Annotated in this window: 13 protein-coding genes; all 13 read left to right on the forward strand. The window is 34.9% G+C overall.

What is annotated here, in order from left to right:
- Positions 1-17 precede the first annotated feature (17 nt).
- A complete protein-coding gene (locus SO785_RS02525) occupies positions 18-1,715 on the forward strand; it encodes a proline--tRNA ligase (RefSeq protein ID WP_003547819.1) in 1,698 nt (565 codons plus the stop codon).
- Positions 1,716-1,720: 5 nt separating this feature from the next.
- Positions 1,721-6,034, forward strand: coding sequence for a PolC-type DNA polymerase III (locus SO785_RS02530; protein WP_003547817.1), 4,314 nt, complete (start codon positions 1,721-1,723; stop codon positions 6,032-6,034).
- Between the two features lie 102 nt (positions 6,035-6,136).
- Entirely contained in the window at positions 6,137-6,613 is a 477-nt protein-coding gene (gene rimP, locus SO785_RS02535; RefSeq protein WP_011254398.1) for a ribosome maturation factor RimP, read from the forward strand.
- Between the two features lie 19 nt (positions 6,614-6,632).
- Positions 6,633-7,802, forward strand: a complete 1,170-nt coding sequence (gene nusA, locus SO785_RS02540; RefSeq protein WP_011254397.1) for a transcription termination factor NusA — start codon at positions 6,633-6,635, stop codon at positions 7,800-7,802.
- Between the two features lie 8 nt (positions 7,803-7,810).
- Positions 7,811-8,107: an RNase P modulator RnpM gene (gene rnpM, locus SO785_RS02545; protein ID WP_003547812.1), complete on the forward strand. Its 297-nt coding sequence runs from the start codon at positions 7,811-7,813 to the stop codon at positions 8,105-8,107.
- 2 nt (positions 8,108-8,109) lie between these two features.
- Positions 8,110-8,421 (forward strand): L7Ae/L30e/S12e/Gadd45 family ribosomal protein, encoded by a 312-nt coding sequence (locus tag SO785_RS02550; protein WP_003547810.1) that lies wholly within the window; start codon positions 8,110-8,112, stop codon positions 8,419-8,421.
- 4 nt (positions 8,422-8,425) lie between these two features.
- The gene (infB, locus tag SO785_RS02555) at positions 8,426-11,059 is read left to right on the forward strand and encodes a translation initiation factor IF-2 (RefSeq protein ID WP_011254396.1); all 2,634 of its coding nucleotides are present in this window, start codon (positions 8,426-8,428) and stop codon (positions 11,057-11,059) included.
- Between the two features lie 19 nt (positions 11,060-11,078).
- On the forward strand, positions 11,079-11,444 hold the full coding sequence (locus tag SO785_RS02560) for a ribosome-binding factor A (RefSeq protein WP_003547807.1): 366 nt from the start codon (positions 11,079-11,081) through the stop codon (positions 11,442-11,444).
- A gap of 50 nt (positions 11,445-11,494) precedes the next feature.
- Positions 11,495-12,388, forward strand: coding sequence for a tRNA pseudouridine(55) synthase TruB (gene truB, locus SO785_RS02565; protein WP_003547805.1), 894 nt, complete (start codon positions 11,495-11,497; stop codon positions 12,386-12,388).
- Positions 12,389-12,408: 20 nt separating this feature from the next.
- On the forward strand, positions 12,409-13,338 hold the full coding sequence (gene ribF, locus SO785_RS02570; protein WP_003547803.1) for a riboflavin biosynthesis protein RibF: 930 nt from the start codon (positions 12,409-12,411) through the stop codon (positions 13,336-13,338).
- Positions 13,339-13,588: 250 nt separating this feature from the next.
- Entirely contained in the window at positions 13,589-15,100 is a 1,512-nt protein-coding gene (abc-f, locus tag SO785_RS02575) for a ribosomal protection-like ABC-F family protein (RefSeq protein WP_003547799.1), read from the forward strand.
- A 99-nt stretch (positions 15,101-15,199) separates the two neighbouring features.
- Positions 15,200-16,249 carry a heat-inducible transcriptional repressor HrcA gene (gene hrcA, locus SO785_RS02580; RefSeq protein WP_003547794.1) on the forward strand — a complete coding sequence of 350 codons (1,050 nt, stop codon included), beginning with the start codon at positions 15,200-15,202 and terminating at the stop codon, positions 16,247-16,249.
- A gap of 12 nt (positions 16,250-16,261) precedes the next feature.
- Positions 16,262-16,846, forward strand: a complete 585-nt coding sequence (gene grpE / locus SO785_RS02585) for a nucleotide exchange factor GrpE (RefSeq protein WP_003547792.1) — start codon at positions 16,262-16,264, stop codon at positions 16,844-16,846.

Genomic DNA, 16,846 nt, shown 5'->3' on the forward strand with positions numbered 1-16,846 from the left:
TAGGAGAAAGAAAGTAAATGCGTCAATCAAAATTTTTCATGCCAACTTTAAAGGAAGCACCATCAGATGCTGTAGCTGAAAGTCACAAGTTGATGATAAGAGGTGGATACATTCGTCAGGTTACTGCCGGTGTATATGCATATCTTCCATTAGGCTACCGCGTTTTGCGTAAGGCTGAGTCAATTATTGAACAAGAAATGGATAATATTAATGTTCCTGAAATGATGATGCCTCATTTATTGCCAGCAACTTTATGGCAAGAATCAGGTCGTTACCAAAAGTATGGTGCGGAAATGTTTAAGTTAAAGGATCGCCATGGTCGTGAAAGTCTACTTGGACCTACTCATGAAGAAACCTTTACTGAAATTATTGCTAAAAATCTTAAGAGTTATAAGCAAATGCCACTTGCTTTATACCAAATTCAAACTAAATTCCGTGATGAAAACCGTCCTCGTTTTGGTCTTCTTCGTGGACGTGAATTTGTAATGCTTGATGGTTATAGTTTTGCAGCAACACGTGAACAACTTGATCAACAATTTGATGATCAAAAGAGTGCTTATAAGCGTATCTTTAAACGCGCTGGTGTAACCGTTCACCCGGTAATTGCTGACTCTGGTACAATGGGTGGTAAGAATTCAACTGAGTTCCAAGCTCCAGCAGCAATTGGTGAAGACACTATTGCTACTAATGAAAAAGGTACTTATGCTGCAAATCTTGAAATGGCTAAAAGTATTGATACCTTTAAGCAAGAGCCAGAAGAAGCAAAAGAACTTACTAAGGTTGCAACACCAGCTTGTGACACTATTAAGAAATTAGCAGAATTTCTTGATGTTCCAGCAACTAGAATTGTTAAGAGTATTCTTTATATTGCTGATGATCAAAAAGTTTTGGTATTAATTCGTGGTGACAAGCAAATTAACGAAGTTAAATTAGGTCACGTTTTGGATGCTGATGATATTCATGAAGCAAATACTGAAGATTTAAAGGAAATCACGGGTAGTGAAAAGGGTGGCGTTGGTCCTGTAAATGCTGACTGGGCAGATAAGATCATTGCTGACGAAACTGTTAAGGGTCTTTACAATGTTGTTGTAGGTGCTGGTGAAACTGATTATCAATTCAAGAATGCAAACTTAGATCGTGATTTTAAGGTAGATGAGTTTGCTGACATTAGAACTGCTAATGAGGGCGAACCTGACCCAGTTGATCATTTACCACTTAAGTTCACTACTTCAATTGAAGTTGGGCATATCTTTAAGTTAGGTACTTACTACACTAAGACTATGGGTGCTGATTTCTTAGATCAAAACGGTAAGGCACAACCTGTAATTATGGGTTCGTATGGTATTGGTGTAACTAGAATGCTTTCAGCTGTTGTGGAACAACACTTAACTGATCGTGGTGTTGCATGGCCAAAGGAAATTGCACCATTTGAAATTCATATCGTTCAAATGAAGATGAATAAAGAAGATCAAACTGAGTTAGCTGAAAAACTTGAAAAGAAATTCAGTGAAAAGTATGATGTTTTATATGATGATCGTAAAGAACGTGCTGGTGTTAAGTTCGCAGATGCCGACTTAGTAGGTGCACCGGTGAGAATTACGATTGGTAAAAAGGCTGCTGATGGCATTGTTGAAGTTAAGAGACCAACAGATGAAAAAGCAGTTGAAATGTCAATTGATGAATTAGATAAGTTTGTAAATCAAGAGTTAGGATAATTTTTGTGACAAATAAAAACGATCTTTTCTTAAAATTGCTCAAACAGGTTCGCTTTCCTGATACTTTTGAAGATAATGACCTTCTTCAAAAAGGAAAGATTGAAAACGTGGATGTTTACGCTAAAGAACATAGGTGGGATATCCACGTTTTTTTTGATACTCCATTAAGATACGATACCTATGTTGCATTAAGAAAAGCTATAGAAGAAACCTTTGCTTCATTTGTAAATGTTAATTTTTTTGTAAGTACAGCTGATGGTTTAGATCAGTATTTGCCAGATTATTGGAAATATGCTGTTCAAAATTCTGATCGATTACAGCCAATGGCGCGTGAATTTCTAGCTGATCAAAAGCCTAAAAAGGTCGATGGTCGATGGATCATTCAAATTGATAATAATATTATTGATGGAATGATCGAACAAAGCACACTAGATGGGTTAGCTGAAGAAATGAGAAACTATGGTTTCTTTAATTTGAAGTTTATTACTCAATTAGATCAAACCAGCTTACAAAATAGTATGCAAAGCTTGCAAGAATTACATCAAGAACATGAGAAAAACATGCAAGAGCAGTATGAAAATACTCCTGATAAACCCAAACCCCAACCGCAAGCTAAGCAATATCCAACTAAGCGTACCAGTTATGGTAAACGCAAGTTAGATGAGAATGCCCCAATTACTCAAATTAAAGAAGTAGAAGATGGCACTCGTAATGTAGTTATTGAAGGTAATATTTTTAATATTGAAAGTCGTGAGCTAAAATCTGGTGCAGTAATCTTTACTGGTGAAATCACTGATTATAGTGACTCAATTGCTTTTAAGAAATTTGTTTCTGATAAAGAACAAATTGAACAAATGTCAGCAATTAAACCAGGTACTTGGGCTAAAATGCAAGGTTCTGCTGCAGATGATCAATGGGAACATGATGTAGTTTTCACTATTAGTAGTTTTGAAACAGTAGAACATATTGGTCGAACTGAAAAATATGATGGTGAAAAAAAGCGTGTAGAATTACACCTTCATACTAATATGAGTCAACTGGATGCAACTAATACGCCTACTGATTTCATTAAAACTGCTAAAAAATTTGGTCAAAAAGCAATTGCGGTCACCGATCATGGGGATGTTCAATCTTTCCCAGAAGCTTATAGCACAGGAAAATCAACTGATATGAAGATCCTGTATGGTGTTGAAGCTAATATGATTGATGATCATGCACTATTAGTACTGAATCCAGCTCCAATGACTTATGAAGATCGCGAATTTGTTATCTTCGATGTTGAAACTACAGGTCTTTCATCTGTATATGACACAATTATTGAAATTGGTGCTGTAAAGATGAAAAACGGAGAAGTGATCGAGAGATTCGATAAGTTTATTAATCCGCACCATCCATTAAGTGAACAAACAATAAACTTAACTTCAATTACCGATGAAATGGTTAGTGCTGCTGATGATGAAGCTATTGTTATTAAGCAATTCCAGGATTTTTATGGTGATCGGCCTCTTTGTGGACATAACGTTCAATTCGATGTGGGGTTTGTTAATGCTGCTTTAAGAAGAAACGGATTTAGTGAAATTACTCAGCCAGTAGTTGATACACTTGAAGTATCACGTTTACTTCACCCAGAGCAAAACCGTCATACTTTGGATTCATTGGCTAAAAAATATAATGTTTCTTTGGAGCATCACCACCGTGCTAATCAAGATGCTGAGGCAACAGGATACTTAATGTACAAGTTACTCGATGCCTTTAATGAAAAATATCATGAAGATAATTTAAATAACTTGAATAATTATGCTGCACATGGTGAGGTATATAAGAGAGCGCGCCCTTCTCACATGACAGTTTTAGCTAAAAATCAAGCAGGTTTAAAAAATCTATATAAACTAGTGTCTATTGCAAGTACTAAGGACTTTTATAGAATTCCAAGAACACCAAAATCAGATTTAGCGCGTTTACATGAAGGGCTATTTTATGGCTCTGGTTGCTGGCAAGGCGACGTATTTATTGCCATGATGCAAAAAGGATATGATGAAGCTCGTGAAAAAGCTAGATTCTATGACTTTTTAGAAGTACAGCCACCTAAGAATTATTCTCAATTAATTGAGGATGGTTTAATTAAGGATGAAGAACAATTAGAAGAGATTATTAGTAATATTTATAAATTAGGGAAAGAACTTAATAAGCCTGTCGTTGCTACGGGGGATGCCCACTATGTTGAACCACATGATGCAATTTACAGAACTATTTTAATTTCTGCTCAGCGCTCTAATCCTAATAGAAATAAGCCTCAGCCTGATCTGCATTTTTATTCTACGCAAGAAATGCTGGATGCTTTTAGTTTTCTAGGTGAAGATATAGCTAAAGAAATTGTTATTGAAAATACTAATAAGATAGCAGATGAAATTTCTGAAATTCAGCCAATTAAGGAAGGATTGTACCCACCTCATATTGAACATGCTGATGAAGAAATGAAAAAATTGACTTATGATAAGGCATATGAACTTTATGGCAATCCATTACCTAAAATTGTTAAGGATCGAATTGATCTAGAGTTAAATTCAATTATTTCTAATGGTTATGCAGTTATTTATTTAATTTCACAACGTTTAGTAGCCAAGTCAAATAAAGATGGTTATTTAGTAGGTTCTCGTGGATCTGTTGGTTCTAGTTTGGTTGCTACAATGTCGGGGATTACTGAGGTTAATCCACTTGCTCCGCATTATCGGTGTCCTAATTGTAAATATTCTCAATTCTTTGAAAATGGGGAATATGGTTCTGGTTTTGACTTGCCAGATAAAGATTGTCCAGAATGTGGTACGCCCTTAGTAAAAGATGGACAAGATATTCCATTTGCTACATTCTTAGGGTTCCATGGTGATAAGGTTCCAGATATTGATTTGAACTTCTCGGGAGATTACCAGCCAGTAGCTCATAACTTCATTAGAGTTATGTTTGGGCCAGATAACTCATATCGTGCTGGTACTATTGCTACTGTTGCAGATAAGACTGCTTATGGTTATGCTAAGCATTTTGATGAAGAACGTGATCTAAAATTAAGAAATGCTGAATTGGATCGTTTAGCTAGTGGTGTTCGTGGTGTTAAAAGAACCACGGGTCAACACCCAGCGGGAATTGTTGTTGTTCCAGATGATATGGATATTTATGATTTCACTCCTGTGTCATATCCAGCCGATGATGTGAACGCTGCTTGGTTGATTACTCACTATGATTTCCACTCAATTCACGATAATATTTTGAAATTTGATATTCTGGGACACGATGATCCTACGATGATTCGTCACTTACAAGATTTATCCGGAATTGATCCATTGACTATTCCACCTGATGATCCGGGAGTTATGTCACTTTTTTCTGGAACAAAAGCATTGGGAGTTACGCCGGAACAAATTGGTTCTAAAACTGGTACTTTAGGTGTTCCAGAGTTTGGTACCAGATTCGTTAGAGGGATGCTTGAAGAAACTAAACCAACTACATTTTCTGAATTATTACAGATTTCTGGGTTATCTCATGGTACTGATGTCTGGTTAGGGAACGCAGAAGATTTGATTAACAACGGAACATGTGATTTAAAAGATGTAATTGGTTGTCGTGACAACATCATGATGGACTTGATTCACTGGGGTGTTAAACCTGAGGTTGCATTTTCAACAATGGAATCTGTTCGTCATGGACGCGGGATTAGCGATGAAAATATGGCTATTCTTCAGAAAAATAAGAATATTCCTGATTGGTATATTGATTCTTGTTTGAAGATCAAGTACATGTTTCCTAAGGCACACGCTACAGCATATATTTTGATGGCTTTAAGAATTGCTTGGTTTAAAGTATATTATCCTGAAATTTATTACACAGCTTATTTCTCAGTTCGTGCTGATTTGTTTGATTTAGTTGCAATGAGTCATGGTAAAAATACTGTTAAAGCTGCAATGAAAGCAATCCAAGATAAAGGAAATGACGTTTCAGCTAAAGATAAAAGTTTATTGACTGTGTTAGAAATTGCTAATGAATGTCTTGAACGTGGTATAAAAATTAAAATGGTTGATATTGATCAATCTGAAGCAACCGACTTTAAAATTTTGGATAAGCATACTATTTTAGCCCCATTCAATGCAGTTCCTGGTTTAGGTGATAACGCCGCTAAGCAAATTGTTGCTGCACGTGCAGAAAAGAAATTCTTATCCAAAGAAGATTTAGCTAAACGTGGTAAAGTTTCTCAAACAATTATGAATTACTTTGAAGACAATGGCGTATTAGACGGTATGCCAGATGAAAACCAATTGTCACTATTTTAGTTTTACAATTATACGTAAAGTATGATATACTAACAAAGAAGTTCGAATAGGTAAATTCGAGTGAGCAGAAATGCTCACTCTTTTTATTACGGAGGAAATTTTTTGTCTAAAGTTGTAAATCTTGTTCGTCCAGTTGTCGAATCAATTATTGATGAACATGGCGACATGTTAGTCAATATGGAATATATTAAAGAAAAAAGTCAGAATTATTTACGTATTTATGTTGATCGTGAACCAAATGGTATTGATATTGATGAAATTGCAGTTTTAAGTGAACTGATTTCTGAAAAGTTAGATACACTTGATCCAGATCCACTTCCTGACCCATATGTTTTAGAATTATCGTCTCCAGGTGCAGAACGTCCAATTAAAACTAAAGCAGACTGGGAAAAAGCACTGAACGATTATATTCATGTTGGTCTTTATCAAAAGATAGAAGATAAAAAGATGTACGAAGGTACACTTAAATCTTATAATGATGATGAGATTATATTAGAAGTAAAAGATAAGACAAGACGAAAAACATTAACTGTTCCCCGTAAGTTAATTGCAAATATTCGTTTTGCAATTGAGTTTTAGAAAGGCTGATCAAAAACTTATGTCTAAAGAAATGCTAGAAGCGTTCGCTACATTGGAAAAGAACAAGGGCATTGAACAAGATGTTATTGTTGATGCAATTAAGGCCGCTTTGGTAGCTGCATACAAGAAAAATTATAATCAAGCACAAAACGTTGAAGTTGATTTTGATGAGAGAAAAGGCAATTTTAAAGTTATGGCAGTTAAGACTGTTGTTGATGAAGTTCAAGATGATCGCCTTGAAGTTAGCTTAAAAGATGCTTTGGCAATCAACCGTGCTTATGAAGTAGGCGATGAAATTCGTTTTGAAGTTACTCCAAAGAATTTTGGTCGTATTGCTGCTCAAACTGCAAAGCAAGTAATTATGCAACGTCTTCGTGAAGCTGAAAGAAATCATATTATTGATGAATATTCTCAATACGAAGATGAACTTGTCACTGGTACAGTTGAAAGACGCGACAATCGTTTTGTCTATGTGAAGATTGGTAACGTTGAAGCAGTAATGCCTCATCGTGATCAAATGCCAAATGAAGTTTATAACCCACAAGATCAAATTCGTGTGCTTGTAACTCATGTTGGCTCAGATTCTAAGGGAGCACAAATCACTGTTTCAAGAACTGCACCAGATATGGTAAAGCGCTTGTTTGAACAAGAAGTTCCTGAAATTTACGATGGAACTGTTGAAATTGTTTCAATCGCGCGCGAAGCTGGTGACCGTACAAAGATGGCAGTTAAGTCAAATGACCCTAATATTGACCCTGTTGGTACTTGCGTTGGTCAAAAGGGTGCACGTGTACAAAATGTAGTTAATGAACTTGGTGGAGAAAATATTGATATTGTAAAATATGAAGAAGATCCATCTGACTATATTGCTAATGCATTGAATCCTGCTGAAGTAATTGCTGTTCAATTTGGCGAAGACGAGGAGGAAAAGAGTGCGTTAGTTATTGTCCCAGATTACCAATTATCACTTGCTATTGGTAAAAAAGGACAAAACGTACGTCTTGCAGCTCGTTTAACAGGCTATAAAATTGATATTCGACCAGAGTCTGAAGTAGAATTTGTTGATGAAAAGTCAACTGATTCTGTAAGTAAAGAAGATACAGATTCTTCTGAAGATGTTGTATCTACTGAAGAATCAACTGCTGATGTAACTACTGAAGAAAAAAGCGAAGATAACACTGAAGAATAGGTGATTTTTTGAAAAAAAGAAAAATCCCAATGCGGAAGGATTTATTAACCGATACAATGCAACCAAAAAAAGAATTGGTACGTATTGTAATTGATAAGGAAAAAAATGTATCCGTTGATCCTACTGGTAAAAAAGCTGGTCGCGGTGCATATGTCTCTCTTGATCCAACAAAGATTAAAGTGGCAAAAGAAAAGCATATTTTGGATCGTAGCTTAGGTGCAAAGGTTCCAGACGGCTTTTATGATGAGCTTTATTCATATGTTGATCATCAAAAAGCAAGAAAAGAATTATTTGGTGATAAATAATATTGCAGAATAGACAAAAAGCAATTAATTTATTAGGTTTAGCTAAGCGAGCTGGTAAGTTAACAACTGGTACAGAAACTGTAATTGGTGAGCTTAATAAAGGAAAAATAAAAGCGGTCATTATGGCAAGTGATATACATGATAATACTGCCGAAAAAGTTGATCGTGTTGCCAGAAGAAATAATATTCCTATAATAAATTTGTTTACTGCCGATGAACTTTCAAAGGCAATCGGCAAAAAACGAAAAGTTTTAGGATTAACTGATGCTGGTTTTACTAAGGCATTAGTTAAGAAAATAAATGAAGGAGTGTGATTGGATGGCAAAAAAAAGAATTTATGAAGTCGCAAAAGAAGTCGGCGTTGATAATAAAGTTGTAGTCCAAAAAGCAAAGGATTTGGGCTTTGATGTGAAGAATCATATGTCGTCAATAGATGATTCACAAGTTGCGAAGCTAAAGAGTAGTTTCCAGAACTCCGCTCCTGCTGAAAAAAAAGCAGAAAAGTCAGCCACTAAGAATAATAAAATTAAGATTTCAGTTTCTTCAATTCGAAAAAATGAAAAGAAACCAGAGGAAAATAATACTCCTAAGAAATCAAATAGAAGACGTAATAATAAACGTCGTTCTAGTGATCGAGCTCGGGATAATAAAGAACGTGATGCAAAATCTAATACAGGTAGACCAAAAGCAGCAGCTTTGCTTCAACAATTTAAGCAAAAGCAACGTGCAGAAGAAGGTCAGCTTAATAGAGAAGCTCAAAAAGCAAAGAAAGAATATCATGAGCATTTGAAGCATCCTAAAAAAGAGCAGTCAGAAAAAGATAATAAGAAAACAGTAAAAGAAAGTAATAACAAAAAAGTAGAGCAACAAGTGGAAAAGAAAGTAATCGGACCAAAAATCTTAAAACCATCACCAGCCCGTTTAAAGAAAAATCAACCTGCAGATAATAAGGAAAAAGTTACTACTCCTAGAGTAACTATTCCTGAAGCACCAAAGGAAGAAAAACGTGGTAACGGTCGTGGCAGAAATATGGGTAAGCCAGGACGCAAAGGAAAGAATCAATTTGTTAATGGACATAGTGAACGTTCAGACCGTTCAGAGAGAAAACGTCGTAAAAATAAGAAACATCAACAGGAACAGCAAAAGCCTAGAAAACAAATTACCAAACGTAAGGAACGTCCATTACCAGATATATTAGTATATGAAGAAGGTATGAACGCTCAAGATATCGGTAAATTGATTCACCGAGAACCAGCTGAAATTGTTAAGAAATTATTCATGCTTGGTGTTATGACTAATCAAAACCAATCATTGGATAAAGATACTATTGAACTTTTAGCTGCTGAATATGGTATTGATGCTAAGCAAAAAGTTCATGAAGATATTTCTGATATTGATACTCTTTACGACAAGAGAATGGAAGCTTCAAAGAAGTCTAAAAACCAAATTAAGCGCCCACCTGTAGTTACTATTATGGGTCACGTTGACCATGGTAAAACGACTTTGTTGGACCGTCTTCGTCATACTCACGTTTCAGCTCATGAAGCTGGTGGCATTACTCAAAGAATCGGTGCTTACCAAGTTAGACTTGACGATCGTTTGATTACATTCTTAGATACTCCAGGACATGCTGCCTTTTCTAATATGCGTGCACGTGGTGCTGAAATTACTGATATTGTTGTATTGGTTGTAGCTGCGGATGATGGTGTAATGCCTCAGACTGTTGAAGCTATTGACCACGCTAAGAGTGCTAATGTTCCAATCATTGTTGCTATTAACAAGATGGACAAGCCAGGTGCTAACCCACAACACGTAACTGAAGAATTAATGAAGTATAATTTAATTCCTGAAGATTACGGTGGTGACACAATTTTCGTTAACATTTCAGCTAAGACAGGTCAAAATGTAGATGATTTATTGCAAATGATCTTACTTCAAGCTGACGTGATGGAACTTAAGGCTAACCCAGATGAAATGGCAATCGGTACTGTAATTGAAGCACGTTTGTCACGTGGTCGTGGTCCAGTTGCCGACGTTTTGATCCAACAAGGTACACTTAATATTGGTGATCCGATTGTTGTAGGTGATACTTTTGGTCGTGTACGTACTATGACTAACGATCGTGGTCGCCAAGTTAAGAAGGCTACACCATCAGAGCCTGTTGAAATTACTGGTTTGAATGATGTGCCTGAATCTGCTGACAAGTTAGTTGAATTTAAGGACGAAAAGACTGCAAGAAGTGTTGGTGAAGCTAGAGCTCAACAATCATTGCAAAAGTCTCGTGAAAATGTTCAACATGTAACTCTTGATAACCTCTTCGATACTATGAAGAAGGAAAACATGAAGGAAGTTGACATTGTTCTTAAGGCAGATGTTCAAGGTTCAGTAGAAGCATTGCAACAATCACTTGAAAAGATTGAAGTTGAAGGTGTTCGTGTAAACATTATCCACTCAGGTGTAGGTGCAATTAATGAATCAGATGTAACTTTAGCTGGTGCATCTAATGCCTTTATTATTGGATTTAATGTTCGTCCAACTGCTACTGCAAAAAGTCAAGCAGAAACTGACGGTGTAGATATTCGTTTATACAGTATCATTTACAAGGCTATTGATGATGTTACCGCTGCCATGAAGGGTATGCTTGAACCTACTTATGAAGAAAAGGTTATTGGTAATCTTACTGTTCGTGAAACTTGGAAGGTTTCAAAGGTTGGTACAATTGCCGGATCATTTGTTGATAAAGGTATAGTCAAGAATGATTCTAAAATTAGAGTTATTCGTGACGGTATTGTTAAGTATGACGGTGAAATTGCCTCACTTAAGAGATTCAAGGATGACGTTAAAGAAGTTAAACAAGGTAATGACTGCGGTTTAACTATTAAGGATTACAACGATATTAAAGTCGGCGACGAATTCGAAGTATACGAAATGCAACAAGTTGAACCTAAGTAATATTTTTTAGGAGGAAAACATGAAGCATAGAGTTGGTCGCGTTGAAGGTGAAATCCTTCGCGAATTAACAAAAATTTTACGTAAAGATATTCGTGATCCACGTTTGAGCGAAGTAACTATTACTGCGGTTGAATGTACGAATGATCTTTCATATGCAACTATTTACTATAGTTTGTTAACTGAAGATGCTGAAAAAGAAAAAGAAGTTCAGGAAGGTTTAGATAAGGCAAAAGGAATGATGAGACATTTGCTTGGACAAACTTTAACTGTTTACAAAGTTCCTGAACTTATCTTTAAGCGTGATAATTCAGTAAAATATGGTAGTAAAATTGACCGTTTAATTGCAGAAGTCAAAAAACAAGATGCTGAACGGGCAAGTAAATAAGAAAAGCGCCGTCAAGGCGCTTTTTTCTTTAGTTTAAGATAGGATTTTATATGTTAAATGGAATTATAGTAATTGATAAAGATAAAGGGATGACTAGTGCAGACGTTGTCTATCATTTGCGTCGTGCATTACATATTAGAAAAATTGGACACGCAGGAACTTTGGATCCTGAAGTTACAGGTGTTTTGCCAATTGCAATTGGTCAGGCAACCAAGTTAATTGAGTTGATGCATACTCGTCCTAAAAAGTATCAAGGAACAGGTTTATTTGGATATGCGACAGATTCTTATGATATTGATGGTAAAGTTTTAAAAGAAAAAAGATTGGTAATGCCATTTACTGTAGAAGAAATTCAGAGAGGAATGAATACTTTTAAAGGTAAAATCGAGCAAGTCCCACCAATTTATTCTGCTGTAAAAGTAAACGGAAAACACCTTTATGAGTATGCACGTGAAGGAATTAAAGTGGAACGTCCAAAACGTCAAGTAGAGATTTTTCAATATGATTTGTTAAATGATCCTAGTTTTGATAAAGAAAAAGGTCAAGAAAGCTTCGATTTTGAAATAACTTGTAGCAAAGGGACGTATGTTAGATCATTAGTTAATGATTTAGGCGAAAAGCTAGATGAGCCAGCAGTTATGACATACTTGCGACGAGTGGCAAGTTCTGGATTTGATATTTCACAAGCTGTAAAATTAAGTGAAATTGAAGCAAATCCTGAAAAGGCTAGTGAATTGATTCAACCGATTGATGCCTTTTTTAAAGATTATGAAACTATTGATTTACCTGAAGGTAAATGGCTTAAAGTAAAAAATGGTGCTGGCATTTCTTTGGAAACAAATGCAAAAAAAGTGGCATTACGGTACAATGAAAAAGTTAAAGCGATTTATGAGAAAAAAGGAAAGATTTATCGTCCCAGCTTAATGCTGCTTCAAAATGAATAATCGAAACGAAGGAATTAGTTGTGAAAATCATTCATCTAACTTATCCAGTAAAGGAAAATATTTTAAATTCAAAAGTAGTTTTGGCTTTAGGTTTTTTTGATGGAGTTCATTTAGGACATCAACGCTTAATTACTCGAGCTAGGGAAATTGCTAATCAAAAAAATTTACCTGTAATTGTAATGACTTTTGATCGTCATCCTAAGGAAATATATGCGGATAAAAAGAATTTTAAATACTTAGAAACCTTAGATGAAAAGGCAGATAAAATGGCTAAATTAGGTGTTGATTATTTAGCTGTTATGCCATTTACAAAGGATTTTAGTCAAATAAGCGCGCAGAAGTTTGTTGACAACGTAATTGTTAAATTGAATGCTGACACTGTGGTTGCAGGATTTGATTATACATATGGTCCTAAAAATATAGCTAATATGGACAATCTGCCTAATTTTGCTAAAGGAAGATTTAACATTGTAGTTATGCCTAAGCAAGTTTTTGATGGGAAAAAAATTGGTTCTACTGAGATACGTCAAGCTATCAAAGATGGGAAAATGGAATTAGCGTATGAATTAATGGGTCATCATTATGTAATGAGTGGCATAGTAGGGCATGGTAAAAGAAATGGTCATAAACTTGGTTTTCCAACAGCTAATTTAGAGTGGGCTAACCATAAGGTTATTCCTAAAATAGGTGTTTATGCAACAAAAACTAAAGTTAATGGCAAATGGCATGAATCAATGACCAGTGTTGGTTATAATGTTACAATTGGTCAAAATAAACGTATTTATATCGAATCTAATATTTTTGACTTTGATGAAGATATTTATGGTAAACCCATTGAAATTAAATGGTATAAGTATACTCGTGGAGAAATAAAGTTTGCTGGTTTAGATGAACTAAGAGAGCAACTTGAAAAGGATCAAGATGAAATTAAAGCATATTTTGCTAAATAAAGTTGAAAAATGATTTTATTCGTGATAATCTTTTCTTAATCAATTGAAATTTACTGAAGAAAGAGGGATCGCCGTTGCGTCTGTAATCTTGCAAATGAAGCATAGTTGAACAATGTACTTTTTGGTAGATGGTGAGATTATGCACTTTTGGCAAGATTGACATAGACGGGATGCCTCTTTTTTGCGCATAAAAGTAGGGAGTCTATGCTTGTTAAAAGTGTGAACTCCCTTTTTTACGTGAGGTGATTTCATGAGCAATATTAAGATATCTAATCTTTCATTTAGATATGAAGATGCTAGCGAAAATATTTTTAATGACTTGAATTTGAATTTGGATAGTAGCTGGAAGTTGGGCTTAGTAGGTAGAAACGGTAGAGGTAAGACTACATTTTTAAATTTACTAAGAAAGAAACTAAAAGGGATAGGTAAAATTGAAAGTAACTTGGATTTTTCATATTTTCCAATTACTATAAAAGATCTAAAAAATATTACTTTGTATGAATTACAAGAGCAGGTTAGCTTTGAACAATGGGAACTTGAGCGAGAAATGAATTTGTTAGCTGCAAATCCAGATTTACTTTGGCAACCATTTAATACCTTGAGCGGTGGGGAACAAACTAAGATACTACTAGCTTTATCTTTTACTGATAGGGATGCATTTCCATTAATTGATGAGCCAACTAACCATTTGGATGAAGCCAGTCGTTTGCAAGTCGCACAATATTTGAAGAAGCATGATAAAGGCTATATCGTGGTAAGTCATGACCGTGATTTTTTGAATCAAGTGACAAACCATATTTTGGCGATTGAAAATACTGAGATTCATTTGTATCAAGGTAATTATGCCAGTTATGAGGATACGAAAAATAAAAGGGATCAATTTAACCGCGATAAAAATGAAAAGCTAAAAAAGGAAGTTAGACGTTTGAATGAAAGCCAATTACGTTTAAAGAACTTTTCTAGTAAGTCTGAAAATAAGAAGAATGCCAAAGCACATCATAATGAAATTCATGCGGATATTGATAAAGGCTTTTTAAGCCATAAGTCAGCTAAAATTATGAAAAGATCTAAAAGTTTATCTAAAAGAATGGATAAAAACATTGAGGCTAAAAAAGGTTTGATGACTAACATCGAAGATACACCTGATCTAACGATGAATTTTCAGCCAAATTATCATCATACCTTACTTGAAACGCAACAATTATCTTTGAAAATAGAAGATAAACCTCTCTTTAAAGATTTAAACATGGTTGTTAAAAATCAAGGCATTGTATCTTTGGAGGGTAAAAATGGTACTGGTAAATCCACTTTTCTCAAATTAGTATTGGATCAAACAATTGACGTTTCATATCAAGGTAAATTAATTTTAACGAATGGTTTGCAAATATCATATTTGCCACAAGATTTTACTGAATATACTGGTACATTAAAAGAATTCGCTGCAAAGCAAAAGATCTCCTATGAAGAACTGCTCAATAATTTAAATAAAATGGGTTTTCCAAGAGAAAGCTTTAATACTAAAATTGAAGAAATGAGTATGGGTCAACAAAAACGTGTCGCTTTAGCTAAGTCATTAGTAGAACCTGCTGATTTATATTTGTGGGATGAGCCTGCAAATTACCTAGATGTGTTTAATCAAGACCAATTGATTAATTTGTTAAAGCAAGTTCAACCAGCGATGATTTTAGTTGAACATGATGAATACTTTATTGAACGAGTAGCTAATCAAAGAATTACTTTAAACTTGAAGAAAAAAGTTTAAAATAAATTAGCACTCAGGTTGCATTATTGCTAATTTCTAGTATAATATAATCTGTTAGCACCTGATAGATGTGAGTGCTAAAAGTGAGGGCGATATATAATGTTGACCGAACGTCAAGAACTTATTTTAAAAACGATAATTATGGACTTCACACAGACACATGAACCAGTTGGTTCTAAGACAGTGATGAATCAGTTGCCAATCAAAGTATCAAGTGCGACTATTCGCAATGAAATGGCAGTTCTAGAAGATCAGGGGCTAATTGAAAAAACTCACTCTTCTAGTGGCCGTATTCCTTCAAGTGAAGGATATCGCTATTATCTTGATAACTTGGTTGAGCCGCTTAAATTACCGGAGTCCGTTTATAATACAATTGGAAGTCAACTAGATCGACCTTTTCATCAGGTAAACGAAATTGTCCAAGAAGCGGCAAGAATTTTATCAGATTTAACCAATTATACTGCATTTGCTGAAGGACCTGAGAAACGTGACGTTAAAGTTACAGGCTTTAGAATTGTTCCATTATCCTCAAGACAGGTAATGGCAATTCTGGTCACAAGTGATGGCAATGTTCAGAACCAGGTTTATGCTTTACCTCATAATATTTATGGGGAAGAAATTGAAAAAGCTGTTCATATGATTAATGATCAGTTAGTTGGTAAGAGTTTAAACGAAATAAATGTTTCTTTACTTAGTGAACTTGCTAAAAGTGAGCTAGGCGGAGAACATGTGACTGAGCTGCTTAGTTTAGTTGAAGACGTTTTAAAAGATGCTGCGAGTGAGCAGATGTATGTTGATGGACAAATAAATCTATTAAATAATACATCTGAGCATAATGTGAAGGATATTCGTTCACTTTATGAATTGATCGATCATGATAATTTGTTTTCTAATTTGATGGATAGTAAAGCAGATTCCAAAGATAAAAATTATCCAATTAAAGTTAAATTAGGATCAGAATTACCAAATGATTTATTAAAAAATTACAGTTTGCTGACTGCTGAATATAATGTTGGTTCTCATGGTAAAGGGACAATTGCTTTATTAGGTCCAACTAACATGCCATATTCGCAGATGATCGGACTTCTAGAATATTTCAGAAATGAATTAGCTAAGAAGTTACTTGATTATTACGGCAAATTTCAATAGAGGAGGTTAGCCGTGAGTAAAGAAGAGTTTCCAAGTGAAAAAAATTTGGATAAAGAAGAAAACACTTCTAAGCCTAAAAAAGCAGTGAAAAAAGAAGCGGCTAAAGGCGAAGAAACAAAAAAGAATAATGAAAATCAGAAGTTAGCTAAAGAAATAGCTGATTTAAAAGAAAAAAATAAAGACTTAGAAGATAAGTATTTGCGTAGTGAAGCGGAAATTCAAAATATGCAAAACCGTTATACCAAAGAACGTGCGCAACTTATCAAATATGAATCTCAAAGCTTAGCTAAAGATGTTTTGCCTGCAATGGACAATTTGGAAAGAGCGTTAAGTGTAGAAGCCGATGATGATGTATCTAAACAATTGAAAAAGGGTGTTCAAATGACCCTTGATGCACTTGTTAAAGCAATGAAAGATCACGGTGTTGTTGAGATTGAGGCTGATGGCGTTAAATTTGATCCGACATTACATCAAGCTGTGCAAACCGTAGCAGCTGAAAATGATGATCAAAAAGATCACGTCGTTCAAGTTTTACAAAAAGGATATCAATATAAGGATCGTACACTAAGACCAGCAATGGTTGTAGTTGCACAATAG

Source organism: Lactobacillus acidophilus (assembly GCF_034298135.1).
GTDB lineage: Bacteria > Bacillota > Bacilli > Lactobacillales > Lactobacillaceae > Lactobacillus > Lactobacillus acidophilus.